General features: G+C 58.7%; 25 protein-coding genes. 3 read left to right on the top strand and 22 right to left on the bottom strand.

The genetic code is table 11. From position 1 onward, the window contains the following. Nucleotides 1-120: 120 nt before the first annotated feature. Nucleotides 121-585, bottom strand: a complete 465-nt coding sequence (locus tag AC07OF_RS19810; RefSeq protein WP_038613091.1) for a DUF3859 domain-containing protein — start codon at nt 583-585, stop codon at nt 121-123. 85 nt (nt 586-670) lie between these two features. Beyond that, nucleotides 671-1,675 carry an amidohydrolase family protein gene (locus tag AC07OF_RS19805; protein WP_495073361.1) on the bottom strand — a complete coding sequence of 335 codons (1,005 nt, stop codon included), beginning with the start codon at nt 1,673-1,675 and terminating at the stop codon, nt 671-673. Between the two features lie 115 nt (nt 1,676-1,790). Here AC07OF_RS19805 and AC07OF_RS19800 point away from each other — a divergent pair, with 115 nt between their 5' ends. Next, nucleotides 1,791-2,651 carry a pirin family protein gene (locus AC07OF_RS19800; RefSeq protein ID WP_157193376.1) on the top strand — a complete coding sequence of 287 codons (861 nt, stop codon included), beginning with the start codon at nt 1,791-1,793 and terminating at the stop codon, nt 2,649-2,651. A 108-nt stretch (nt 2,652-2,759) separates the two neighbouring features. On the opposite strand, the gene AC07OF_RS19795 is transcribed toward AC07OF_RS19800, so the two are convergent. From AC07OF_RS19795 to AC07OF_RS19780, 4 genes are all read right to left on the bottom strand, one after another. Next, a complete protein-coding gene (locus AC07OF_RS19795; protein WP_157193377.1) occupies nt 2,760-3,485 on the bottom strand; it encodes a dienelactone hydrolase family protein in 726 nt (241 codons plus the stop codon). A 56-nt stretch (nt 3,486-3,541) separates the two neighbouring features. After that, nucleotides 3,542-5,446, bottom strand: coding sequence for a molecular chaperone HtpG (gene htpG / locus AC07OF_RS19790; RefSeq protein WP_157193378.1), 1,905 nt, complete (start codon nt 5,444-5,446; stop codon nt 3,542-3,544). Between the two features lie 105 nt (nt 5,447-5,551). Next, a complete protein-coding gene (locus tag AC07OF_RS19785) occupies nt 5,552-6,013 on the bottom strand; it encodes a PaaI family thioesterase (RefSeq protein WP_157193379.1) in 462 nt (153 codons plus the stop codon). Further along, complete coding sequence (locus tag AC07OF_RS19780; protein WP_157193380.1) at nt 6,010-6,486, bottom strand: PaaI family thioesterase; 477 nt, start codon at nt 6,484-6,486, stop codon at nt 6,010-6,012. Before AC07OF_RS19780 ends, AC07OF_RS19785 begins: the two co-directional genes overlap by 4 nt. 156 nt (nt 6,487-6,642) lie before the next feature. Here AC07OF_RS19780 and AC07OF_RS19775 point away from each other — a divergent pair, with 156 nt between their 5' ends. After that, a complete protein-coding gene (locus AC07OF_RS19775) occupies nt 6,643-6,909 on the top strand; it encodes a hypothetical protein (protein ID WP_157193381.1) in 267 nt (88 codons plus the stop codon). Between the two features lie 74 nt (nt 6,910-6,983). Here AC07OF_RS19775 and AC07OF_RS19770 read toward each other — a convergent pair whose 3' ends face one another. From AC07OF_RS19770 to sdhC, 13 genes are all read right to left on the bottom strand, one after another. Continuing rightward, a complete protein-coding gene (locus AC07OF_RS19770; RefSeq protein ID WP_157193382.1) occupies nt 6,984-7,727 on the bottom strand; it encodes a DUF599 domain-containing protein in 744 nt (247 codons plus the stop codon). A gap of 189 nt (nt 7,728-7,916) precedes the next feature. Next, nucleotides 7,917-9,230, bottom strand: coding sequence for a branched-chain amino acid transport system II carrier protein (gene brnQ / locus AC07OF_RS19765; protein WP_157193383.1), 1,314 nt, complete (start codon nt 9,228-9,230; stop codon nt 7,917-7,919). Between the two features lie 549 nt (nt 9,231-9,779). Next, entirely contained in the window at nt 9,780-10,427 is a 648-nt protein-coding gene (locus AC07OF_RS19760; protein WP_157193384.1) for a transposase, read from the bottom strand. Then, on the bottom strand, nt 10,424-11,197 hold the full coding sequence (locus AC07OF_RS19755) for a hypothetical protein (protein ID WP_157193385.1): 774 nt from the start codon (nt 11,195-11,197) through the stop codon (nt 10,424-10,426). Before AC07OF_RS19755 ends, AC07OF_RS19760 begins: the two co-directional genes overlap by 4 nt. A gap of 146 nt (nt 11,198-11,343) precedes the next feature. Further along, complete coding sequence (gene sucD / locus AC07OF_RS19750; RefSeq protein ID WP_038613108.1) at nt 11,344-12,228, bottom strand: succinate--CoA ligase subunit alpha; 885 nt, start codon at nt 12,226-12,228, stop codon at nt 11,344-11,346. Next, entirely contained in the window at nt 12,228-13,394 is a 1,167-nt protein-coding gene (gene sucC / locus AC07OF_RS19745) for an ADP-forming succinate--CoA ligase subunit beta (protein WP_038613110.1), read from the bottom strand. The genes sucD and sucC overlap by 1 nt, the downstream gene beginning before the upstream one ends. A gap of 174 nt (nt 13,395-13,568) precedes the next feature. Then, entirely contained in the window at nt 13,569-15,005 is a 1,437-nt protein-coding gene (gene lpdA / locus AC07OF_RS19740) for a dihydrolipoyl dehydrogenase (protein ID WP_107025469.1), read from the bottom strand. Between the two features lie 94 nt (nt 15,006-15,099). Continuing rightward, complete coding sequence (gene odhB, locus AC07OF_RS19735; protein WP_157193386.1) at nt 15,100-16,320, bottom strand: 2-oxoglutarate dehydrogenase complex dihydrolipoyllysine-residue succinyltransferase; 1,221 nt, start codon at nt 16,318-16,320, stop codon at nt 15,100-15,102. Between the two features lie 42 nt (nt 16,321-16,362). Further along, a complete protein-coding gene (locus AC07OF_RS19730) occupies nt 16,363-19,194 on the bottom strand; it encodes a 2-oxoglutarate dehydrogenase E1 component (RefSeq protein ID WP_038613116.1) in 2,832 nt (943 codons plus the stop codon). 246 nt (nt 19,195-19,440) lie between these two features. Further along, nucleotides 19,441-20,145: a succinate dehydrogenase iron-sulfur subunit gene (locus AC07OF_RS19725; protein WP_038613118.1), complete on the bottom strand. Its 705-nt coding sequence runs from the start codon at nt 20,143-20,145 to the stop codon at nt 19,441-19,443. Nucleotides 20,146-20,157: 12 nt separating this feature from the next. After that, a complete protein-coding gene (gene sdhA, locus AC07OF_RS19720) occupies nt 20,158-21,930 on the bottom strand; it encodes a succinate dehydrogenase flavoprotein subunit (RefSeq protein WP_157193387.1) in 1,773 nt (590 codons plus the stop codon). Nucleotides 21,931-21,933: 3 nt separating this feature from the next. Then, nucleotides 21,934-22,302 (bottom strand): succinate dehydrogenase, hydrophobic membrane anchor protein, encoded by a 369-nt coding sequence (gene sdhD, locus AC07OF_RS19715; RefSeq protein ID WP_028945358.1) that lies wholly within the window; start codon nt 22,300-22,302, stop codon nt 21,934-21,936. Continuing rightward, entirely contained in the window at nt 22,296-22,682 is a 387-nt protein-coding gene (gene sdhC / locus AC07OF_RS19710; protein WP_174446946.1) for a succinate dehydrogenase, cytochrome b556 subunit, read from the bottom strand. The genes sdhD and sdhC overlap by 7 nt, the downstream gene beginning before the upstream one ends. Before the next feature lie 350 nt (nt 22,683-23,032). Here sdhC and gltA point away from each other — a divergent pair, with 350 nt between their 5' ends. Continuing rightward, nucleotides 23,033-24,322: a citrate synthase gene (gene gltA / locus AC07OF_RS19705; RefSeq protein ID WP_038613122.1), complete on the top strand. Its 1,290-nt coding sequence runs from the start codon at nt 23,033-23,035 to the stop codon at nt 24,320-24,322. A 149-nt stretch (nt 24,323-24,471) separates the two neighbouring features. On the opposite strand, the gene AC07OF_RS19700 is transcribed toward gltA, so the two are convergent. From AC07OF_RS19700 to AC07OF_RS19690, 3 genes are all read right to left on the bottom strand, one after another. Beyond that, nucleotides 24,472-25,077, bottom strand: a complete 606-nt coding sequence (locus AC07OF_RS19700) for an START domain-containing protein (RefSeq protein ID WP_157193388.1) — start codon at nt 25,075-25,077, stop codon at nt 24,472-24,474. A 32-nt stretch (nt 25,078-25,109) separates the two neighbouring features. Beyond that, on the bottom strand, nt 25,110-25,364 hold the full coding sequence (locus AC07OF_RS19695) for a YkgJ family cysteine cluster protein (protein ID WP_157194781.1): 255 nt from the start codon (nt 25,362-25,364) through the stop codon (nt 25,110-25,112). Between the two features lie 128 nt (nt 25,365-25,492). Then, nucleotides 25,493-25,981 carry a translation initiation factor 2 gene (locus tag AC07OF_RS19690; RefSeq protein ID WP_232478200.1) on the bottom strand — a complete coding sequence of 163 codons (489 nt, stop codon included), beginning with the start codon at nt 25,979-25,981 and terminating at the stop codon, nt 25,493-25,495. Nucleotide 25,982: the final 1 nt, after the last annotated feature.

The raw sequence follows: 25,982 nt of genomic DNA, 5'->3' as shown, positions 1-25,982 counted from the left end.
AGCGCTGCACAAGGATGCAGCTGTCCCTTGCTCTAGACGATATCGGGCCGTGGAAGATTTGCCTTAGACGAAAACATGATATCAAAATGCCTGCTCATCGCGACGGCAGGCGCACTCTGCTCAGCGCACGGTAAAACGCTGCTCGGCGAGCAGACGGTCACCCTGAAAGACCATGAAATGCCATTGCCCCGGCACTACTTCGTGGTTTTCAGTGAACTCGTAAGCCATGACATCCTGGGCCGCCCCAGGCACCAGCTTCTGCACCACTTCAAATTTGTCGTGGCGTTTGCCATCCGGCGTGCGCACCCCAGGGGTGAAGTACAACAGGGTCAGCGGCGTGTCGTCCGCCACTTTGCCTTCCAGACGGTAACGCATGCCAAACTTGCTGCCCAGGCGCGCCGGAATCTGGTCGGTGGACTGGATAGTCTGGTTGCTCTGGGTCAGCACCCGCTCACCGGGCTGAAAATTCTGGTGACGGGTTTCAAACAGGCCATATTCAATCGGGCCTTCGACCCGGACCTCTGCACCGGCCAGGCCACTGACCAGCAAAAGCCCGCACACCGCACTGAAACGACTGAAAAACATGATGCACTCCATCAGGATTGATGGCGGCAGGCTATGACGCTGGCATGACAGACTGATGACAACTGCACATCCGACAGCGGCGCCCCTAGCGTTGCTTCGGCAGTACCGCGAGAAAATTGTCCCGCGCAACCTTCTGCGCCACATCCGCTGGCAAGGCATCGAGAAAAGGATCGAAGCCGTGCAACTGCTCACTCAGGCTGTCGAACCGTCCGACCACGTCAGAGCCGAGCATGAAGCGCTCCGGGAAGCGCTTGACCAGCGTCAGCCACTGAGCCCTGGGTTTGCCCTGCTCGTCCAGCAGATAAGGCTGCAGGACGCTCCAGGACAGGTCGATGTACAGGTTGGGATAGGACTCGAGCAGACGCGACAGAGTCGGCAGGAGGAAATCCAGCCGGGTCTGGTGACGGTGGATTTCCATGCTGCTGCCGGCATGCGCCCAGATGAAGCGGGTGTGCGGATGATTGCGCAACGGCTCTTCGATTTCGGCCAGGTACAGCGGATTGCGCTCACGCTTGGAGGTGATGTTGGAATGGATCAACACCGGCAGGTCCTGCTCGGCCGCCAGGTGATAGATACGGGTCATGGCTTCGTTGTTGGCCCGTGGCGTATCGCCACTGGTCAGCGCCGTCAGATCGTCATGCCGGGTAAAGACTTCACCAATACCTTGCCAGAGCCCAGGGTACAGTTCGAGCATCCGCTCGATATGCGCCACTGCATTCTTGTCCACCGGGTTGAAGCCGGTCAGGAACGGATGAAAGCGCTGACGCTGCCTGGGTTCGAGTTTTTCCAATGCAGCGGCGACATAAATATCGGTGGCGCTGTACCAATAGGCATCGGCATCGTCACCGGCGTAATAACGCGGGCGCTTGGGTTCATCCTCATGCCATTTTTTCGCCACCGCCACACCGGAGATCATCGACTGATCGATGCGCGCCTGGTCCATGGCCTTGAGCAATGCATCCATGCCTTCGCTTTCCTGAAAGAAGTCTACGTAGTGCAGGTGTGCATCGCTGTAGCGATAGTCCCGCGCCTGCACGCTTTGCAGGCTCAGCCCCATCAACACGATCCAGCCCAGACTTCTGGCAAACATTGCGTATTCCTTGTTGGCGATTCAGACAGGGTAGACCGGTCAAGCCGCAGTGCAGTTCAGACGCTGCCTGTAACAGGTTATGCTCAAGCTCATCATCCCCGGCCTGGAGCCCACCGTGAGCAATCCCCTGGTCATCCACCCTCGCGCCGAATCCGTCGAGGGCCAACCGATCCTGCGCCCACTGCCGTCGGCACAATGTCGCAGTGTCGGACCGTTCGTGTTCTTCGATCACATGCTCGAAACCGATTACACCGCCGGCAATGGCGTGAACATCCGTCAACATCCGCATATCGGCCTTTCTACCCTCACCTACCTGTTCGAAGGCGAGATCCTGCACAAGGACAGCCTTGGCTCGGATCAACGGGTCAAGGCCGGGGACGTCAGCTGGATGACCGCGGGTAGCGCCATTGCCCATGTCGAGCGCACGCCGGCGGACCTGCTGGAAAAGGGCTCACGCCTGCATGGCCTGCAAGTCTGGCTGGCGTCTCCCAAAGACAAGGAACAGGGGCCCGGCCATTACAGCCACCACCCGGCTGCAACCCTGCCGGTCAGCGATAACCTGGGCGTGAACATCCGCATGATTGCCGGTAGCGGCTTCTGTCTGGAGTCTCCGGTGCCGGTGCTGTCGCCGACCCTCTATGCCCTGGTGCAGATGCAGGCTGCGACTACCCTGACCATCCCCAGTGAGCATGCCGAGCGCGCCCTGTATGTGCTGGACGGTGAAGTGAGCCTCAACGACGAAACCGTCGAGCCCCACAGCCTGGTGGTATTGCCTGAAGGCGAGGAAATGAGTTTGTATGCCGACAGTGAGAGCCAGCTGGTGCTGTTCGGCGGCGCAGCCCTGGACGGGCCACGGCGGATGAACTGGAACTTCGTGGCCAGTGATCCGGCGCTGATCGAGCAGGCCCGGGCGCGCTGGGCGGCTGGCGATTGGCCGAAGGTGCCGGGGGAAAGCGAGCGAATCGAGTTGCCTTGAAATTATTGCGACCGCTATGCGGTCGATCGCTGGCAAAGCCGGCTCCCACAGGTTATGCATTGCCCTTGTGGGAGCCGGCGTTGCCGGCGATTTGGCAGCGTGCGACCCTCAGCGCTGGAACACCTCATCCAGCAAGTTGAACATCGCCCGGAACGCGCGCTTGGAGGTTTTGGCGTCGTACTTCATCTTGCCCGGCATGTTCGCTGCCGTATCGGTGAACGAGTGCACCGCGCCACCGTAGCTGATCAATTGCCAATCGACCTTGGCCGCGTCCATCTCGCCCTCGAAGGCCGGCAATTGCTCCTTGGGCACAAACGGGTCAGCCGCACCGTGCAATACCAGCATCGATGCCTTGACCTTGCCCTCCTGCGCCGGCAACGGGGTGTCGAGCGTGCCATGGAAAGACACTGCCGCCAGCAGGCGTGCATCTTCACGCGCCAGCTCCAATGCACAGCATCCGCCAAAGCAGAAGCCGAAGGTGCCCAGCTTGCCTGGCTCCAGCACCGCCTTCGATTGCCCCAGCAACTGATCCAGCGCCGCTTTCATGCGTTTACGCAGCTCAACCCGGTCATTCTTCAGCGGCATCATCGCCGCACCGGCTTCATCCATGTTCGACGGTCGCAGGGTCTGCCCGTAGATATCGGCGAGCAGCACCACATACCCCTGGGCGGCAACATCCCGGGCGATCCGTTCAGCCCCTTCGCCAACCCCCATCCAGTTTGGCGCCATCAGCAAACCGGGCTGCTCCTTGGCACCCTGGGTATAGAACAAACGACTCTCATAGGCTTTGCCGGCAACATGATAGACCAGCGATTCGACGGTAACCTTGCTCATGCACTCCTCCTTGCACCATGAAAAAAGCCCGCCGAAGCGGGCTTTCCTGAGTCTACTTAAGCCGACAATTCGACCAGCAGCTTGTTCAGGCGACGAACGTACGCCGCCGGGTCCTTCAAGCTGTCACCTGCCGCCAGTGCGGCCTGGTCGAAGAGGATGTGCGAGAAGTCAGCGAAACGGTCTTCGCTCTGCTCGTTGTCCAGCTTCTCGATCAGCGGGTGACCCGGGTTGAATTCGAAGATCGGCTTGGAGTCCGGCACCTTCTGCCCGCTGGCTTCGAGGATCTGGCGCATCTGCAGGCCGAGGTCCTGTTCACCAATGGCCAGGATCGCTGGCGAGTCGGTCAGGCGGTGCGATACCCGCACTTCGCTGACGTTTTCGCCCAGGGCGGCTTTCAGACGCTCAACCAGGCCTTCCTTCTCCTTGGCGACTTCTTCCTGGGCTTTTTTGTCCTCTTCGGAGTCCAGCTTGCCCAGGTCCAGATCGCCACGGGCGACGTCGACGAAGTTCTTGCCGTCGAATTCGCTCAGGTAGCTCATCAGCCACTCGTCGATACGATCGGTCAGCAGCAGCACTTCGATGCCTTTCTTGCGGAAGACTTCCAGGTGCGGGCTGTTCTTGACCTGCGCGTAGGATTCGCCGGTGAGGAAATAGATCTTGTCCTGACCTTCCTTGGCACGGGCCAGGTAGTCGGCCAGGGATACGCTCTGCTCGCCGCTGTCGTCGCTGGTGGAAGCAAAACGCAGCAGGCCGGCAATCTTCTCTTTGTTGGCGAAGTCTTCGGCCGGACCTTCTTTCATCACCTGACCGAAGTTTTTCCAGAAGCCCTTGTACTGCTCAGGCTCGTTCTTGGCCAGCTTCTCGAGCATGTCCAGCACACGCTTGGTCAGCGCCGATTTCATCGAGTCGATGATCGGGTCTTTCTGCAGGATTTCCCGCGAAACGTTCAGCGACAGGTCGTTGGAATCGACCACGCCCTTGATGAAGCGCAGGTACAGCGGCAGGAACGACTCGGCCTGATCCATGACGAACACGCGCTGAACATAGAGCTTCAGGCCGCGCGGTGCTTCACGCTGGTACAGGTCAAACGGCGCACGCGCAGGCACGTACAGCAGCGAGTTGTACTCAAGCTTGCCTTCGACCTTGTTGTGGCTCCAGGCCAGCGGGTTCTCGAAGTCGTGACCGATGTGCTTGTAGAACTCCTGGTATTCCTCGTCCTTGATCTCGGTACGCGGACGGGTCCACAGGGCACTGGCACGGTTGACGGTTTCCCACTCTACGGCCGGTTTCTCTTCGCCTTCAGCGGCTTCGACCTGTTTTGGCAGCTCGATCGGCAGGGCGATGTGGTCGGAGTATTTCTTGATGATGTTGCGCAGACGCCAGCCGTCGGCGAACTCTTCTTCACCTTTTTTCAGGTGCAGGACGATACGGGTGCCGCGCTCGGCCTTGTCGATGGTGGCAACGTCGAATTCGCCTTCGCCCTTGGAGGACCAGTGCACGCCTTCAGCGGCCGGTGCGCCGGCACGACGGCTGAACACATCGACCTTGTCGGCGACGATGAAGGCCGAGTAGAAGCCCACGCCGAACTGACCGATCAGGTGCGAGTCCTTCTTCTGGTCACCGGTAAGGTGCTTCATGAAGTCGGCAGTGCCGGACTTGGCGATGGTGCCCAGGTGAGTAATCACGTCCTCACGGCTCATGCCGATGCCGTTGTCTTCGAGGGTGACGGTGTTGGCGTCTTTGTCGAAGCTGACGCGAATCTTCAGCTCGGCGCCGCCTTCGAGCAGCTCAGGCTTGGCCAGGGCTTCGAAACGCAGCTTGTCGACCGCGTCGGAGGCGTTGGAAATCAGTTCGCGAAGGAAGATTTCCTTGTTCGAATACAGGGAATGGATCATGAGGTGCAGCAGTTGCTTCACCTCGGTCTGGAAGCCCAGGGTTTCTTTTTGAGTTTCCACACTCATGGTCTTCAACACTCCAATCTGATGGCAGTTGTCGCTCGGCAGGCGGGCACGGCGGCCCGGGCCTGCTTTCACGGCGGGATGAGCAACAGATGGGGGCGCGAGAAGCTATTTCAAGGGCGCATTGATTTCTTCGATCTTGAAATGCGCCCGTGCGGTGGCAATCGGCTCATCCTGGTTGCCCTGCCAGGCGGTGATCGCAACGTTGGTCACCCGTCGCCCCTGGCGCCAGAGCTGGCAGCGGGCGTAGGTGTCGCGAAAATGTCCGGCGCGCAGGTAATCGATGGAAAAATCGATGATTTTCGGAATCGTCGCGCTCTCGGTGAAAATCAGCAGGTACAGGGCCGCCGACAGCTCCATGAAACCGGCGATCACACCACCATGGATAGCGGGCAGCAACGGATTGCCGATGTTGTCCTTGTTGGCTGGCAAACAGAACAGCAGATCGTCGCCCTGACGGCTGCACTGGATACCGATCAATCCCGCATACGGGATCAGCTGCAATAACGGCTGGTAGTTTCCTTGTGCGTGAGCCTCACGCAATTGCTGATGCACCTGAGGAGGAATCATTGCGCACTCCCCTTCAGCGCGTTGCCGAAGTTCAGCCCGCCCTTCACACCTTTGCCCAAGCGCATGAAGGTGCCGACCACCTGGGCAATCGGCTGCTCGGGATCGTCCTGATAGGCCATGCCGCGGGTAAAGATCACATCGCGGGTTACCCGGTAGCAGTGGGCGTAGCCGTAGATGTCCAGCCCGGCTTTGGCCGGGTGCATGTAGTCGATGCGCAGGTCGAGGGTCGGACAGACTTCGAACTCAGACAGCGCACAGAGCGTGGCCATGCCGCAGGTGGTGTCCATCAGGGTGGTCAAGGCGCCTCCGTGAATGGCGCCGGTCTGCGGGTTACCGACGATCTTCGTCGAATACGGCAGCAACAGGGTCATGCCTTGGGCATCGGCGTGCTGCACTCGCATCTGTAATACCTGGCAATGACGCAAGGCACCGAGGAATCGCTCAGCCATGGCCATCAATGCAGTCTCACTCATATCATTAAGGCCCTTGTGGTTATCAAGACAATGCACAAGCCTAGAAAAAAGTCTATATAGATCCAGTACTTATATATCTGTAATGTGTGTGGAACTTCTGTCCGTTACTTGAGCTCAAAGGAACAAGTAACTTATTTCCCCAAGGAGAAACACCCCATGCGTAAACCTTTTGCTTTTGCCGTAATGCTGGCCGCCGCTCTGGGTCTCGCTGCTTGCGATAAAGCCAGCGAAGACAAGGCTCAAGATGCTGCGCAACACACCGAGAACGCCCAGCAGAAGATGGACGAAGCTCAGGATAAAGTGAACGAGGCCGCAAAAGAAAACGCTGAAGCCGCCAAAGACAGTGCTGAAGCGCAACAGAAAGCCGCTGAAGAAGCTGCTAAAGAAGCTGCACCCGCTGCTCCAGCCGAGCCTGCCAAGTAAGCAAGCACCCTGGAACGAAAAAAACCCGACAATTGTCGGGTTTTTTTATACCTGGCCGATTTAGCTTTAACGATTCAGTTAACAGCAGTTTCTTTACTCGCATCCACCATCGGCGCTTCGGTCGGGGTATATACCATTACATCCAGCACATCGGAGTGAAACTCGCGCCGGTACAGTACCAGCACAACCCCGGCACTCATTAGCATGAACAACCAGGGACTGATAAACCAACTGAGCATGGCCATGCCGAAATAATAAGAACGCAAGCCGAAGTTGAACTGGTTGGCCGCCATGGAAATGACCCGGGCGGCACGCTGGGCGAATGCCTTGCGCTCCATCTCGGTGACATGCCGTTCACCGATCATCGGCGCCGAGCCCACCAGCACCGCGGCGAAGTTGTATTGACGCATGCACCAGCTGAAAGTGAAAAAGGCATAGACAAACACCGTGGCCAGGCACAGCAGTTTGATTTCCGACATGCCCTGGGTCGCCTGCTGGACCAGCGGCAGGTCCGCCAGTAGTGATACAGCGCGATCCGAAGCACCGAGTACGGTGAGGATACCGGCGAGGATGATCAGCGTACTGGAGGCGAAGAACGAAGCGTTACGCTCCAGGTTGGCAATCACGCTGGCATCGGCGATACGGTTGTCACGCATCAGCATGCGGCGCATCCAGTCTTCGCGGTACAGGTGCAGCACGCTGGCCAGGCACGCGGTATCACGGCCCTTCCAGGTGGCATAGCGGGTATAGCCGCCCCAGCAGACCACGAACCAGCAAGCCGCCAGCAGATGATTGAGATTACTTTGAATAAAGCTCATGCAAGGTCCCGGTAAAGTTTCGTGCACAGTAACGCGCATTGACCGGCTTTCGACGCTTAGTCGCAGAAAAAGACACGTCCTCGAGCAAAAAACAAAAAAGCCCCGCATCCTTGTGGATACGGGGCTCGGAATCTGCCGTACCTGACGCGCTATGGCTTGTGGCCGACGTCAGGCATGCGGCTTATTCTCTCAGGCAAGCGCTTCGCGCGGCTTGCCCAGCATACGGTCACAGACTACCGCTACCGCCAGGGTCGCCACCGAAGGCACCAGCCAGGCCAGGCCCTGATCGCTCAGTGGCAGGTGGGCCAGGGCATCTGGCAGCAGGTGCGCCAGGGTGGTGCCCTTGAGCGCATCAACCATGCCGAACAGCAGCGATACCAGCATCACTGGAGCCAGGATGCGTACCTGGGAGTTCCACAGCTCTTTGCAGAAGCTCAGACCCACCACCACGATGCATGGCGGATAGATAGCGGTCAGGACCGGAATCGAGAACATGATCAGCTTGGTCAGGCCCAGGTTCGAGATCAGCAGCGAGAAGCCGCACAGGATCACCACCAGGGCGCGGTAGGACAATGGCAATACCTGGCTGAAGTACTCGGCACAGGCGCAGGTCAGGCCCACGGCGGTAACCAGACAGGCCAGCGCGATCAGCACGGCAAGGAAACCGCTGCCCAGGGAGCCAAAGGTATGCTGCACATAAGCATGCAGAACCGCCGCACCGTTGGTAGCACCGGCTGCAATTTCATGGCTGCTCGCGCCGAGGCGGAACAGACTGATGTACACCAGCGCCAGGCCGACACCGGCGATCAGGCCGGCGATGATGGCGTAGCGGGTAATCAGCCTCGGCGACTCGACGCCACGGGAACGAATGGCATTGACGATAACGATACCGAACACCAGCGCGCCGAGAGTATCCATGGTCAGGTAACCATTGATAAAGCCCTGGGAGAACGCCGATGCCTCATAGGCTGGCAGTGCGTCACCGCTGGTACCGGCCGGCAGCATGAATGCGGCAATGCCCAGAGCGGCCAGGGCGATGATCTTCAGCGGCGCCAGGAAGCGGCCTACGGTATCAAGCAACTTGCCCGGATACATGGACACGGCCAGCACTACCAGGAAGTACACCAGACTGTAGATGAACAGCGCTGTCGGGCTTTCGCCGGTCAGCGGCGCCAGGCCCACCTCAAACGACACTGTAGCGGTACGCGGGGTGGCGAACAGCGGGCCGACCGACAGGTAGCAGACAGCCGCAAGCAAGCCACCGGCAATCTTACCGATAGGGCTGCTCAGCGCGTCCATGCCACCGCCAACTTTGGCCAGGGCGATAACCGTGATGACCGGCAGGCCAACAGCGGTGATCAGAAAGCCCAAGGCTGCCATCCACACATGCGGACCGGACTGCAGACCGACGATCGGAGGGAAGATGATATTGCCCGCACCGACGAACAACGCGAACGTCATAAAACCAAGCGCCAGGATGTCCTGGCCTTTCAACACTTTCATTAAGGAAATACCACACTTCTGAAATCGGGATTTAGAGAGGGATTTCCCCTTGGGTGAGGGAAATATGTAGCCCGTCCGGATGAGACAAGCCCTTTAAAGCATGCCCGTGCCCTTTTGGGGCACCGACACGAAAGTGCGCACAGTGTAACCAAGTTGCACCCTTCGCGCACGGTTGCACTGACAGGCTGTCTGCCTGACGACAGCTTGTGTCGTCTGAACGACAGGTTTTGTGTGTATCCAGTCTGCCCCTTGAAAAAGCCGGCTTTCTCCAAGGGGCAGACTCAGCTGCCTAAACAGCGCAGCATAGATCGGCGATCATGACTCAGGGAGCGCTGGTACCCGGCTTGATTGCCTGCCAGAAGCTCTTGATCTCATGGATATTCCCAAAATTGTAACGGGGGCCAAAGTACCCGCCACCGCTTGAACCACACCGCAACGGGAGAGCAGTTCCGGTCTGGGGCGTTGCTTCACTGCCGGCATGATAAAGGCGGGACTCGGCCCAAATAGGTTTGTTCATGGTCAACTTCCTTTTAAGGTTGATTTGCATCTTTACTGATGCCTTTGCCACAGCGCCTCAATCCGCTGGTAGATATGCTCTTCCTGCGTACCGAGGCCTGAGTAGATGGGTTCCATGTTTTCATCGAAACACCACTCGCGACGTCCTGAGCGCTCATGAGGGGGTGCTGCGATCATCAATGCCAATGAAACCGAGAATTCATCGGGAGGAATCTGGTAGTGCATGTCCTCAAAGGCACGCATATGCAAGAGTTCGCCCCTACTCAACTGGATCACTTCAGGCGCCCCCAGGACCGGCTTCGTACCCACTCCCACTTGCGCGGTATTCAATACTGGGTACTTCACGGTTCGATAGCCGCTACCGTGATAGCCAACCGCATAGAGTTCAAAGTCGTGCGTATGAGGTAGCCCGTAAATGAACGTCTGTTGCTCCGCTCGGGCATCAACGGGCATCCAGAGGGTCATGCGCAACGACAAATGCGGCGAGTAAAACAGTGCGAAACTGTAGGCGTTGTAGACCTGCTCACCCCTGGAGAACCCGTGCGCCTGTATGTGCGCATACATGGCATCACCCAACAGGCTGCGATTCTGTGCCAGCGCCTGCAGGTCTGCGCCAATTCGTGCCTGCTCATGCCGCAGGTCGTAGCGTTCGAGTCGCTGGATGAACTGTTCGAGCCTCATGACGTTTGCCCCGCAAGGTAGCTCGACAACAGCGCCCGCAAACCCGGGTCTTGCAACGACTCCAGCAGTTCGCAGTAGTGATCCTGTTTTTCGGGGGTACAGCGCATCAGTGCCAGAAAGGCTTGCCAGCGTACTGCCGGGTGATGGTGATAGATCAGGTCGGCGGCCACCCGCTCCAGGTTGCAGTCCTGGATCTTTTCCAGCGCCTCGAGCAGTAGCAGAAATCGAGGTACCTGGGCATCCGCCGGGAACCAGGCGATCCGCGCCAATGTTGCGCGATCATAGACATGAATATCACTGAGCGGCACCGGTAGGTTCAGACTGAACACCAGATGTCCTGATGTCGCGCAGGGGCAGACATCGACGACACTGGCCTCCCCTTCCACCAGCAAGGGGGACTGCGCAGTAATAGATACTTGTTGCGGATTGCCCAGGCGCTCGCCATCCCGCTGAAAAAGCTGTATCCCGTAGTCGAAGCCTGCAGGCGCAAACCAGATGCTGTAACCGGAAGCGGAGTACAGATGCTCCGACACCTCCGCGACCCGGGCTATGTCCAGGCTCACACCCTCATCCATGACCGTCAGACTCAAGCGTTCACTGAAGTGGGCAATCGTGCTGCACAGCAACGCCCTGCGCTCTACTTCATCCTTTTCGAGCACCCGGCATTTGAACTTGCCCCACTCGCGCGCGACCAGGGCGCCCATATCCAGATGCTTAACCCGCTTGAGCAAAACCTCTGGATCGACCCCATAACGAAGTAATTCCTGCATGACCCGCCTCGATATTCACTGAGCTGACTGCTGAGTGGATGATCGCCCCGCGGCGTGCTTGATCAAATCTGGAAATGCTGCTCCGGAAACGACAAAGGCCACCCGAAGGTGGCCTTTGTAGCTTAAAGCGAAGGTTCAGCCGCAGCTTACTTCTTCACTTCCCAGCCAGTCAGCTCGGCCAGGGCCTTGCCGATGTCTGCCAGCGAACGCACGGTTTTCACACCAGCGTCTTGCAGTGCAGCGAATTTCTCGTCTGCAGTGCCTTTGCCGCCGGAGATGATTGCGCCGGCGTGGCCCATACGCTTGCCCGCAGGAGCGGTAACACCAGCGATGTAGGAAACCACAGGCTTGGTCACGTTGGCCTTGATGTAGGCAGCCGCTTCTTCTTCAGCCGAACCGCCGATCTCACCGATCATGACGATCGCTTCGGTCTTCGGGTCTTCCTGGAACAGCTTCAGGATGTCGATGAAGTTCGAGCCTGGGATCGGGTCACCACCGATACCAACGCAGGTGGACTGACCGAAACCGGCGTCAGTGGTCTGCTTGACCGCTTCGTAGGTCAGGGTGCCGGAACGCGAAACGATACCGACCTTGCCTGGCAAGTGGATGTGACCTGGCATGATGCCGATCTTGCACTCGCCCGGAGTGATGACGCCTGGGCAGTTAGGGCCGATCAGGGTAACACCCAGCTCGTCGCACTTGACCTTGGCATCCAGCATGTCCAGGGTAGGAATGCCTTCGGTGATGCAGACGATCAGCTTGATGCCGCCGAAAGCCGCTTCCAGAATCGAGTCTTTGCAGAAAGGAGCCGGAACGTAGATGACCGAAGCGTCAGCACCGGTAGCCGCAACGGCTTCCTTAACGGTGTTGAACACTGGCAGGCCCAGGTGAGTGGTGCCGCCTTTGCCCGGAGTCACGCCGCCAACCATCTTGGTGCCGTAGGCGATGGCTTGTTCGGAGTGGAAAGTACCTTGCGAGCCGGTGAAGCCCTGGCAGATGACTTTGGTGTCTTTATTGATCAGGACGCTCATTACTTGCCCTCCGCAGCTTTGACAACTTGTTGAGCAGCGTCGGTCAGGCTGGTTGCCGCAATGATGTTCAAACCGCTTTCTGCCAGTACTTTAGCACCCAGTTCAGCGTTGTTACCTTCCAGGCGAACAACAACCGGCACTTTCACGCCGACTTCTTTCACTGCACCGATGATGCCTTCGGCAATCATGTCGCAACGAACGATGCCGCCGAAGATGTTGACCAGAACGGCCGCGACATTGCTGTCGGACAGAATGATCTTGAAGGCTTCGGTAACGCGCTCTTTGGTAGCACCACCACCTACGTCGAGGAAGTTGGCTGGCTTGCCGCCGTGCAGGTTGACGATGTCCATGGTGCCCATGGCCAGGCCAGCACCGTTGACCATGCAGCCGATGTTGCCTTCCAGCGCCACGTAGTTCAGCTCGAAGCTGGCAGCGTGGGCTTCACGAGGGTCGTCTTGCGACGGGTCGTGGAAGGTTTTCAGCTTAGGCTGACGGTACATGGCGTTAGCGTCGATGTTGATTTTCGCATCGAGGCAGTGCAGGTCGCCGTCGGCCTTGATGACCAGCGGGTTTACTTCCAGCAGGGCCAGGTCGTGTTCTTTGAACAGCTTGGCCAGGCCGACGAAAATCTTGGCGAACTGTGCAACTTGCTTGCCTTCCAGACCCAGCTGGAACGCCAGTTCACGACCTTGGAATGGCTGAGCGCCAACCAGAGGATCGATAGTAGCCTTGATGATCTTCTCAGGAGTGTCGTGAGCGACTTTCTCGATGTCCACGCCACCTTCGGTGGAGGCCATGAACACGATACGACGGCTCGAACGGTCGACTACAGCGCCCAGGTACAGCTCTTTGGCGATGTCAGTGCAGGATTCGACCAGGATCTTGGTCACTGGCTGACCGTTGGCATCAGTCTGGTAAGTCACCAGACGCTTGCCCAACCACTGCGCAGCGAACGCCTTGGCGTCTTCTTTGCTGCGAACCAGCTTGACGCCGCCCGCTTTACCGCGACCACCGGCGTGAACCTGGGCTTTGACAACCCACTCGGTGCCACCGATCTTTTCGCAGGCTTCTGCGGCAGCTTCAGGGGTGTCGACTGCGAAACCCTTGGAAACTGGCAGGCCGTATTCAGCGAACAGCTGCTTACCCTGATACTCGTGAAGATTCATGCTTTTTACCGTCTTCGTTAGGTACTGCGCTTCGGCGCTGCCTCTTTAAGAGTGCCGCGCCACCTGTGACCACTTGCCCCCGGTATGCTCCGGGAGTTCGAGTCCGGCGGACTTTCCGCGGTGAGTCATGCACGCAAGACTCACGACGGGCCACCCGCCGTGGTTTCTTATTGTTTAACGCTTCTTACGGTTGGCTACGTGAATGGCACCGCCATTCACAGCCAGCGCGGCTTCATGCAGCGCTTCGGACAGGGTCGGATGGGAGAAAACCATCATGCCCAGGTCTTCGGCGCTGGTGCCGAATTCCATTGCGATTGCACCCTGCTGCACAAGTTCTGCAGCCGATGGGCCAATCACGTGTACACCCAGAACGCGGTCGGTCTTGGCATCGGCGATGACCTTGACGAAACCACCGGTGTCGTTGGCAGCCATCGCACGGCCGCTGGCCGCGAACGGGAAGGTGCCCACGTTAACCTCAACGCCTTCAGCCTTCAAGGTTTGTTCGGTTTTACCGACCCACGCGATTTCCGGGTGAGTGTAGATAACCGACGGGATCAGGTCGTAGTTCATCTGGGCTTTGTGGCCCTTGATGCGCTCGACAACCATGATGCCCTCTTCCGAGGCTTTGTGCGCCAGCATCATGCCACGAACCACGTCACCGATGGCGTATACGCCCGGTACGCTGGTCGCGCAATGATCGTCGACGAAGATGAAACCACGCTCGTCGATGGTCACGCCGCTGTCGGCAGCCAGCAGATCAGTGGTCACTGGACGACGGCCGACCGCAACGATCAGCTTGTCGAAGGTGATTTTCTGTTCGCCGTTGGCATCGGTATAGGTTACTTCGACTTCAGCGCCGTTGACCTTGGAGCCGGTCACGCGAGCGCCCAGCTTGATGTCCAGACCTTGTTTGGTCAGGGTCTTCAGGGCTTCCTTGGAGACGGCGGTGTCAGCAGCCATCAGGAAGGTGTCGAGGGCTTCCAGAACGGTAACTTCTGCGCCCAGGCGAGCCCAGACCGAACCCAGTTCCAGACCGATAACACCAGCACCGATAACGCCCAGGCGCTTAGGTACAGCTTGGAATTCCAGGGCGCCAGTGGAGTCGACGATGACGTTCTGGTCGACCGGAGCCGGTGGAATGTCGATCGGACGCGAACCGGAAGCCAGGATCACGTTTTCGGCTTCGATGATTTCGGTGGTGCCGTCAGCCTTGGTGACTTCGACTTTCTTGCCAGCCAGCAGTTTGCCGTGGCCCTGGATCGAAGTAACGCCGTTGGCCTTGAACAGGGTGGCAACGCCGCCGGTCAGGTTCTTGACGATGCCAGCCTTGCGGCCAACCATCGCGGCGACGTCCATTTTGACTTCGCCGGTGGAGATACCGTGGACGTTGAAGCTCTCTTTGGCTTCCTTGTACTTCCAGGAGCTGTCCAGCAGCGCCTTGGACGGAATGCAACCCACGTTCAGGCAGGTACCGCCGAGGGCCAGTTTGCCTTCGCCGTCAGTGTACTTCTCGATACAGGCAGTGCTCAGACCGAGTTGCGCGGCCTTGATTGCAGCTACGTAGCCGCCAGGACCTGCGCCAATCACTACCACGTCGAATTTCTGGGTCATAAAAGATTCCTTTTAGCTTCAAGCCACAAGCTGCAAGCAGCAAGACGACCGGCTTCCAGAGGAAGCATGGCGCTTGCGGCTTGCAGCTGTTTTTTTAGATGTCCAGCAGCAGACGAGCCGGGTCTTCCAGCAGGTTCTTGATGGTCACCAGGAAGGTCACGGCTTCTTTACCGTCGATCAGGCGGTGATCGTAGGACAGTGCCAGGTACATCATCGGACGGATAACGACCTGACCGTTGACGGCCATTGGACGCTGGATGATGTTGTGCATGCCCAGGATAGCAGCCTGTGGCGGGTTGACGATCGGGGTCGACATCATCGAACCGAAGGTACCACCGTTGGTGATGGTGAAGGTACCACCGGTCATTTCGTCGATCGACAGCTTGCCGTCACGTGCCTTCTTGCCGAAGGTAGCGATGCCGTTCTCGATTTCAGCCAGGCTCATCAGCTCGGCGTTACGCAGAACCGGTACCACCAGGCCACGGTCGCTGGAAACGGCAACGCCGATGTCCGCGTAGCCGTGGTAGACGATGTCGGAACCGTCGATCGAGGCGTTGACAGCCGGGAAGCGTTTCAGCGCTTCGGTGGCGGCCTTGACGAAGAACGACATGAAGCCCAGGCGAACGCCGTTGTGGGTCTTCTCGAACAGGTCCTTGTACTTCGAACGCAGGGCCATGACTTCGGTCATGTCGACTTCGTTGAAGGTGGTCAGCATGGCCATGTTCGACTGTGCTTCGACCAGACGCTTGGCAACGGTGGCACGTACGCGAGTCATCGGTACACGCTTCTCGGTGCGATCGCCAGTAGCAACGATCGGTGCGGCGGCGGCAGCGGCAGGCTTGGCAGCTGGAGCGGCAGCCGGAGCGGATTTCTTCGCTTCGATGGCAGCTACAACGTCTTCCTTGGTGATGCGACCGTCTTTGCCGGTGCCCTTGATGCTGTTCAGCGCGATGCCGTTCTCTTCGGCCAGCTTGCGAGCAGCCGGAGCGCCGATGGCGTCTTCGTCGCCGGCAGCCGCGGCTGGTGCAGCAGCGGCAGCCGGAGCGGCGGCAGCGGCAGGTGCAGCGGCAGCAACGCCACCTTCTTCGATCGAGCCCAGGACTTCGTCGGAGAGGACGGTTTCGCCCTCGCCCTTGACGATAGCGCCCAGTACGCCGTCAGCGGTAGCCAGTACTTCCAGGACAACCTTGTCAGTCTCGATGTCGACGATCAGTTCGTCACGCTTGACCGCTTCGCCCGGTTGCTTGTGCCAGGTGGCAACGGTGCCATCGGCAACCGATTCCGGGAAAGTAGGGGCTTTGATCTCGATAGCCATTATCAGTGGTTCCTTAAATTCGGTTTCTAGTGCGCGATGGCATTAAACAGTGAAGGCATCTTGCAGCAGTTTTTCCTGCTGCTCGGCGTGCATCGATGCGTAACCACAAGCAGGTGCTGCCGAAGCATCACGACCGGCGTATTCCAGGACCAGCTCTTTATTGTGGCGGGTCAGGATACGACGCATGTGGTGCTGGCTGCTGTACCAGGCGCCCTGGTTCATCGGCTCTTCCTGGCACCACACCACATCCTTGAGATTGGTGTACGGCGCGAGGATCTCGACCAGATCGTCCTCAGGGAATGGATACAGCTGCTCGATACGCACGATGGCGATGTCTTCGCGGCCTTCGGCACGGCGTTTTTCCAGCAGATCGTAGTAGACCTTGCCCGAGCACAGGACCAGGCGGGTGACCTTTTTCGGATCGAGGGTATCGATTTCCGGGATCACAGTCTGGAACGAGCCTTCGGCCAGATCTTCCAGGGTCGAGATGGCCAGCTTGTGGCGCAGCAGCGACTTTGGCGTCAACACGATCAGCGGCTTGCGCAGCGGACGGATGACCTGGCGACGCAGCAGGTGGTAGATCTGAGCCGGCGTGGTCGGTACGCAAACCTGGACGTTGTGCTCGGCGCACAGCTGCAGGTAACGCTCCAGACGTGCCGAAGAGTGCTCAGGCCCCTGCCCTTCATAACCGTGTGGCAGCAGCATGGTCAGACCGCACAGACGGCCCCACTTGTGCTCGCCGCTGGTGATGAACTGGTCGACAACTACCTGGGCACCGTTGGCGAAGTCGCCGAACTGGGCTTCCCAGATCACCAGCGCGTTTGGCGTGGTGGTGGAGTAGCCGTATTCGAAGGCCAGGACCGCTTCTTCGGACAGGAACGAATCGAACAGGTCGAAACGTGGCTGGCCTTTGTAGAGGTTCTGCAGCGGAATGTAGGTGCTGGCGTCCTTCTGGTTGTGCAACACCGCATGGCGGTGAGAGAAGGTGCCGCGACCGATATCCTGACCCGTCATGCGAATCGGGTGACCTTCGAATGCCAGGGTGGCGTAAGCCATGGTTTCGGCGTAGCCCCAGTTGATCGGCAAGCCACCGGCCTGCATCTTCTGGCGATCTTCGTAGATCTTCGAAACCTGACGCTGAACCACGAAGCCTTCCGGCAGCTCCAGCAACTTGGCCGACAGCTCCTGCAGGGTCTTCAGATCGAAGCGGGTGTCGTGACGCGCGGTCCAGGCGTGGCCCAGATACGGACGCCAGTCGACGAACAGCTCTTTGTTCGGCTCTTTGACCAGGCTTTTTACAACATGCAGGCCGTTGTCCAGCGCGTTGCGGTACTCGTCGACCTTGGCCTGGACGCGTGCAGCATCAAGGCTGCCCGACTTGGTCAGGGCGTCAGCGTACAGCTCGCGGGTGGTGCGCTGCTTGGCGATCTGCTGGTACATCAGCGGCTGGGTGCCGTTCGGCTCGTCGGCCTCGTTGTGGCCGCGACGACGGTAGCAGACCAGGTCGATGACCACGTCACGCTTGAACTGCATGCGGTAGTCAACGGCCAGCTGGGTCACGAACAGCACCGCCTCTGGGTCATCACCGTTGACGTGCAGGATCGGCGCCTGAATCATTTTGGCGACGTCTGTAGCGTACTCGGTGGAACGCGAGTCCAGCGGGTTGCTGATGGTGAAACCAACCTGGTTGTTGATCACGATGTGCACGGTACCGCCGGTCTTGAAACCGCGGGTCTGCGACATCTGGAAGGTTTCCATGACCACGCCCTGACCTGCGAATGCAGCGTCACCGTGGATGGAAATCGGCAGTACCTTGTCGCCAACGGTGTCGTTGCGACGGTCCTGACGGGCACGTACCGAACCTTCAACCACTGGCGAGACGATCTCCAGGTGCGAAGGGTTGAACGCCATGGCCAGGTGAACTTCACCGCCGGCGGTCATCACGTTGGACGAGAAGCCCTGGTGGTATTTAACGTCACCGGAACCCAGCTCGACCTTCTTCTTGCCTTCGAACTCGTCGAACAGCTCGCGCGGGTTCTTGCCAAAGGTGTTGACCAGTACGTTCAGACGGCCACGGTGGGCCATGCCGATGACAACTTCCTTGGTACCGTAGGAACCGGAGCGCTGGATCAGCTCGTCCAGCATCGGAATCAGGCTTTCGCCGCCTTCCAGGCCGAAACGCTTGGTGCCCGGGTATTTGGTACCCAGGTACTTTTCCAGACCTTCTGCTGCGGTTACGCGCTCGAGCAGGTGGCTCTGGACATCCGCAGAGAAAGCCGGGCGGCCACGAACGCTCTCCAGACGCTGCTGGAACCAGCTGCGCTGCTCAGAATCGACGATGTGGGTAAATTCGGCGCCAATGGTGCGGCAATATGTCTGCTGCAAAGCGTCGAAAATTTCGCGTAGGCTCGCTTCCTCTTTGCCGATGAACAGGTCGCCGGCACGGAAGGTCGTATCAAGATCGGCATTGGTCAAGCCGTAGTGATTGATCGACAGGTCTACTGGCGCAGGGCGCTGCCACAACCCCAGGGGGTCGAGCTTGGCGGCTTGGTGGCCGCGCATACGGTAGGCCTGGATCAGTCGCAGAACTTCAACCTGCTTCTTCTCGTGTTCACTGCTCACGCTCCCGGCGGAAACCGGTTGGGCGCGGCGCTGGTTCTTTGCCAGCAGTACGAAATGGTCGCGGATTGTAGAGTGCGATACATCGGTAGCGGTGCTGCCTTCGGCGGGCAACTTCTGGAAGTAAGTGCGCCACTCTTCTGGCACAGCGTTAGGGTCGTGCAGGTAGAGCTCGTAGAGCTCTTCCACATATGCAGCGTTACCACCTGAAAGGTGGGCGCTTTCCCACATGCGCTGCATCACGCTTTCTTGCATGCTTGGTCACCCTCGGTTAGGGGACGGATCGGCGAGAGCCATAGCAAGCCTGGAAAAGTCCCAATGCAGCGACCGAACCAAGCCACCAAGGATCCCACAGATTTTCCGGGTACCAGCCCGGAAGCCCCTGCTGGTCTCATATCTTCATAGGTAAAAGCTCGGGCTTTTTGAGCCCTCGCTCGGGTTTCACCTTGGTGCGGGCAAGGGCCCGCACCTCGGCGTGCTACGGGTACAACACTTTAAAAATCAAACACCGCTCTGCAGCAACATGTTACGTACGTGGCCGATTGCCTTGGTCGGGTTCAGACCTTTAGGGCAAACGTTTACGCAGTTCATGATCCCGCGGCAGCGGAATACGCTGAACGGGTCGTCCAGCGAAGCCAGACGCTCCTGGGTCTTGGTGTCACGGCTGTCGGCCAGGAAACGATAGGCCTGCAGCAGTGCAGCTGGACCGAGGAACTTGTCAGGGTTCCACCAGAACGATGGGCAGGAGGTCGAGCAGCAAGCGCACAGGATGCACTCGTACAGACCGTCCAGCTTCTCACGCTCTTCCGGCGACTGCAGACGCTCGATGGCCGGAGCCGGCGTGTCGTTCTGCAGGAATGGCTTCACCTTCTCGTACTGCTTGTAGAAGATGCTCATATCAACGACCAGGTCACGAATGACCGGCAATCCAGGCAGCGGACGGATGATCAGCTTGTTACGCTTGACCACTGCCGACAGCGGCGTGATGCAAGCCAGGCCGTTCTTGCCGTTGATGTTCATGCCGTCGGAGCCGCAAACACCTTCGCGGCAAGAACGACGATACGAGAAACCTTCATCCTGTTCTTTGATCAGTGCCAACACATCCAGCACCATCAGGTCTTTGCCACCGGTATCGACCTGGAACGTCTGCATCTTCGGCGCAGAGTCGGTATCGGGGTTGTAACGATAGACTTCGACTTGCAACATAGCGACCACCCCTTAGTAAGTCCGGACTTTTGGCTCGAACGCCGGTACGGTTTTCGGCGCGAAGTTGACGGCGCGCTTGGCAACGCGCTTTTCGCCCGGGAAGTACAGGGTGTGGCACAGCCAGTTTTCGTCGTCACGATCTTCGAAGTCTTCACGGGCGTGGGCGCCGCGGGACTCTTTACGTACTTCTGCAGCGATTGCAGTGGCTTCAGCGACTTCCAGCAGGTTCTGCAGCTCCAGCGCTTCGATACGCGCGGTGTTGAAGGCCTGGGACTTGTCGTTGATCTTGACGTTGGCGATACGCTCACGCAGTTGCGCCAGTTGCTCGATACCCTTCTGCATGTATTCGCCAGTACGGAATACACCGAAGTAGTTCTGCATGCAGCTTTGCAGCTCGCGACGCAGGGTAGCCACGTCTTCACCGCTGTTGCGCTCGTTGAGCTTGTTCAGACGGCTCAGGGCAACATCGATATCGGTGTCGCTGGCGTCGAGGTATTCGATACCGTCGGACAGCGCTTTTTCCAGGTGCAGGCCAGCAGCACGGCCGAAGACAACCAGGTCGAGCAGCGAGTTGCCGCCCAGACGGTTGGCACCGTGAACCGATACGCACGCCACTTCACCTACCGCGAACAGACCCGGGATGATCTGGTCAACGCCATCGGCGTCCTGAGTCATTGCCTGACCATGAATGTTGGTGGCAACGCCGCCCATCATGTAGTGGCAGGTTGGAACAACAGGAACCGGAGCAACAACCGGATCAACGTGAGCGAAGGTCTTGGACAGCTCACAGATACCTGGCAGGCGGCTGTGCAGAACTTCTTCACCCAGGTGGTCGAGCTTGAGCATCACGTGGTCGCCGTTAGGACCACAGCCGTTACCGGCGATGATCTCTTTAACCATGGAACGGGCCACAACGTCACGACCGGCAAGGTCTTTGGCGTTAGGCGCGTAACGTTCCATGAAACGCTCGCCGTGCTTGTTGATCAGGTAACCACCTTCACCACGGCAACCTTCGGTAACCAGTACACCGGCGCCGGCGATGCCGGTCGGGTGGAACTGCCACATCTCGATGTCCTGGACCGGAACGCCTGCACGCAGCGCCATGCCGATACCGTCACCGGTGTTGATCAGGGCGTTGGTGGTGGAGGAGTAGATACGGCCTGCACCGCCAGTGGCCAATACGGTGGCCTTGGCTTTGATGTACAGGGTTTCGCCGGTTTCGATGCAGATTGCGATCACACCGACGAACGCGCCTTCCTGGTTTTTCACCAGGTCAACGGCGTAGTACTCGTTCAGGAAGGTGGTGCCTGCTTTCAGGTTGCCCTGGTACAGGGTGTGCAGCAGCGCGTGACCGGTACGGTCGGAAGCTGCGCAGGTACGGGCGGCCTGGCCACCTTTACCGTAGTCCTTGGACTGGCCACCGAACGGACGCTGATAGATACGGCCGGTTTCGGTACGCGAGAACGGCAGACCCATGTGATCCAGCTCGAAGACCGCAGCCGGGCCTTCCTGACACATGTATTCGATAGCGTCCTGGTCACCGATGTAGTCGGAGCCTTTGACGGTATCGTACATGTGCCAGCGCCAGTCATCGTTCGGGTCGGCCGAAGCGATGGCGCAGGTGATGCCACCCTGGGCCGATACGGTGTGCGAACGGGTCGGGAAGACCTTGGTGATCACGGCAGTCTTGTGACCACCCTGAGCCAGCTGCAGCGCAGCGCGCATGCCGGCGCCACCACCACCAATAATGATGGCGTCGAATGTAATCGTAGGAATGTTAGCCATGAATCAGATACCCCAGAGAATCTGCACACCCCAGACGAAGTACGCGAACATCGCGACACCACATACCGCCTGGAACAGGAAACGTACGGCAGTCGCCGACTTGCCCAGCGCCATCGGCGTCAGGTAGTCGGTAGCAATGGTCCACATGCCGACCCAGGCGTGAGCGCCCAGGGCAACCAGTGCCAGCAGACTGAAAATACGCATCGCGTTATTGGAGAACAGAGCGTGCCACTGGGCAAACTCGATGCCCGGGTGCGCGACCAGGTATCCGATCAGGAAAATGAAATAAGCCGCGAGAACGACCGCAGAAACGCGCTGCGCCATCCAGTCATAGAGGCCCGAACGCGAGAGGTTCGTGACGTTGGTTACCATATCCAAACTCCTGCCAGCACAATCACCACCACGGAAACGGCGATGATAATTTTCGAGCCCAGTCGGCCGCCTTCCAGCGTTTCACCGATGCCCATGTCCATGATCAAGTGGCGCACACCGGCTACCAAGTGATACAGCAAGGCGGACAGGAGGCCCCATGCCACGAACTTGGCCAGCGGACTGGTCAAGCATGCCTTCACCTCGGCGAAACCTTCCTCCGAACCCAGGGATTTGCCCAATGCATAAAGCATGATGCCAAGGCCCAGGAAGAGGATGATGCCGGATACACGGTGAAGAAATGACGTAACGCCGGTAATGGGGAGTTTGATGGTCCTTAGGTCTAGGTTTACAGGTCGTTGGCTTTTCACGGCTTTTTTCACACTGAAGAGCCCCTAGCAAGCAGGGCAAAGTTGTTGGTAAGTGTACTGGTCAGGTACCCACCACCCAGGGAGTGACGACCCCAGCAACACGGGCTTGCAAGCCCCTGGCGGTCGGGGGCCGATTATAGACAGTTAGGCTACTAATGACAACGCAAGGCCCTAGCCCAAATAGCGCATTGCCTTTAGCGGATAAAAGGCGTAAACGGGCGGCAATTTCGAGGAAAAACCGTGCCCAAAGCCCTTTACAACCGTGCTTTAGGCAAATTGACATTCGAATTTATCTCACTATAGTGGTGCGGGCCCTGCGTGGGGGGTCTGTCTGATGATTTCAAGCATTAATAGGAGGCCACATGGCTGACAAAAAAGCGCAGTTGGTCATCGAGGGCGCAGCCCCCGTCGAGCTGCCCATTTTAACCGGCACCGTTGGTCCCGATGTTATCGACGTTAGAGGGTTGGGGGCCACGGGTCACTTCACTTTCGACCCTGGTTTCATGGCGACCGCATCCTGCGAGTCGAAGATCACTTATATCGACGGCGACAAGGGTATCCTGCTGCATCGCGGCTATCCGATCGAACAGCTCGCTGAAAAATCCGATTACCTCGAGACCTGCTACCTGCTGCTCAACGGCGAACTGCCGAATGCCGAGCAGAAGGCCCAGTTCGTCAGCACCGTGAAGAATCACACCATGGTGCACGAGCAGTTGAAGTCCTTCTTCAACGGCTTCCGCCGCGACGCCCACCCGATGGCCGTCATGTGCGGTGTGGTCGGCGCCCTGTCGGCGTTCTACCACGACTCGCTGGACATCAATAACCCGCAGCACCGCGAAATCTCCGCGGTTCGCCTGGTCGCCAAGATGCCGACCCTGGCGGCGATGGTGTACAAGTACTCCATGGGTCAACCCATGATGTACCCGCGCAACGACCTGTCGTACGCGGAAAACTTCCTGCACATGATGTTCAACACCCCGTGCGAGATCAAACCGATCAGCCCGGTACTGGCCAAGGCAATGGACCGGATCTTCATCCTCCACGCCGACCACGAACAGAACGCATCGACTTCCACCGTCCGCCTGGCCGGTTCGTCGGGCGCCAACCCGTTCGCCTGTATCGCTGCCGGTATCGCTGCACTCTGGGGCCCGGCTCACGGCGGCGCCAACGAAGCTGTACTGACCATGCTCGATGAAATCGGCGATGTCTCGAACATCGACAAATTCATCGCCAAGGCCAAAGACAAGAACGATCCGTTCAAGTTGATGGGCTTCGGTCACCGCGTCTACAAGAACCGTGACCCACGCGCCACCGTGATGAAGCAGACCTGCGACGAAGTCCTGCGCGAGCTGGGCATCAAGAACGATCCGCAGCTGGAACTGGCCATGCGTCTGGAAGAGATCGCCCTGACCGATCCGTACTTCATCGAGCGCTCGCTGTACCCGAACGTCGACTTCTACTCGGGGATCATCCTCAAGGCGATCGGCATTCCGACCAGCATGTTCACCGTGATCTTCGCCCTGGCGCGTACCGTCGGCTGGATCTCGCACTGGAAAGAAATGCTCTCCAGCCCGTACAAGATTGGCCGTCCACGCCAGCTGTACACCGGCTACGAGTCGCGCGACATCACCAAGCTGGAAGACCGCAAGTAAGCCCTGCGCTGAACACGAAAAAAGGCTGCCCTCGGGCAGCCTTTTTTATTGGCGCAATCCTTGTAGGAGTCGGCCTTACCGGAGATGGGCCGCAAAGCGACCCTACAGTTGCGCGGACTTCGTAATGCTGGCGATCTGTACTGATCGAATCAAGGCTTCTCAGCCTTCGCCTTCAATGCTTTCAAGGTGTTGAACGGCGCATCCACGACAAACTTGTTCGCCACCATCGACGGCACGCTGCCACCTGGCTCGGTGTGCACCTGGTAAGTCACCTCGGTACCACCGTCCTTGGGCTGCAGCTTCCAGAAACCCTGAACCTTGGCCACGCGCACAAAGCCTTTTTCTTCAGGTAGATACTTCGGCACACCTTCAAGCTTGCGGGTCAAGCTGCCATCCGCTTCCTCAGTGGTGGTGACGTGCAGAATGGAGTCGCGCGGGGTGACCGGCCATGGCGTATTGAACTGGGTGTAGGTCCAGCTCTGATTGCCCTCGGTCTTGAGCAGCTTTTGCGACTTGCACTCATGAATCCAGGCGCAAGCACCCACGACGTCTTCCTGCAGGGCCCTGACTTTTGCCAGCGGCGCCTTGATCAGCGTTACGCCGCGATAGGCCTTGTAGTCGGAACCGGCAACCTCAGTCAGATCGACCTTGATCCCGTCTTCGTTCTTGGCCTGCTTCCAGTCCTCGGCCTGGGCCAGCGGCAGCAGCGCTGCGCTAAGACCCATGATCAGTGCCACTTGCTTAAACGATCCCATTCTGTTGTTCCTTATTGTCGAAGATCCACGTTTCAAGCCGCCGTCATTTGCTCCAGCCATCCGAGGATCCTGATCGCCTCATCGCGATCGCTGCCGCACACTTCCACATCAGCCCTGAAGCCGCCACACACCGCGGGGCGTTCGGGCTTGCCGAACAACCCGCACAGATTAGCGAGCGACAGATGCAAGCAGCGCTCACCCGCCGGCTTGCCCTTGGGCATACCGGGAATCGGTGAGCTGATGGAGGGCGCGATGCAGCAAGCGCCACATCCTTCACGGCAGTTCATGACAACAGAATCCTCGGTACAGCAAATGATCAATGAATCGGAATAGTAACCGCTTAAACGGTCGTTTGAAATTGCTGGAAACATGAAAACTCACCTGACCCGCCATGACTGACCGGTCAGTGCAACAACTACTGCTTGAACTCGAACTCGATCGCCGCGCCTTCGATATCCTGCTGGCGCGCATCATTACGCAGCTGCAGCTGCATTTCGTTGCTCAGCAGGCGACCGTTGAGCTGAAACGGGCTGTCGGCAGGAGGCTTCTCGCCAAACAGGTAAGGCAGCAGAGGCTTGGGCGTAGACACCGGATCCTGGGTCGCCGGCTTGAGGTCCTTGACCATTTCGGCCGGCAAACGCAGATCCACTTTGGCTCTCGGCAAGGGTGCCGGGGCAGCCTTGGCTGATTTTGCCGCTTTATGCCGGACCGGTTTGGCCGCCGGCTTTTTACTCACCGGCACCGGCTTGGCCTGCTTTTGCTGGACGTTCGGCTTGGCTTTTGTCGAAGTGCTGGCCGGCTTGCCTGGTGTCGCGGCAACTGGCGTCTGGGCCACAGCATTCCCGGTACCTGCCAGAAGACCCAGCAATGACAGGAACAGGCCAACCCGAGACAAGGCTTTCATA

It is taken from the genome of Pseudomonas sp. GW821-FHT10B02, from assembly GCF_059415665.1.
The sequence above is the reverse complement of the archived record's forward strand: the minus strand, read 5'-3'. Positions and strand labels throughout refer to the sequence as shown.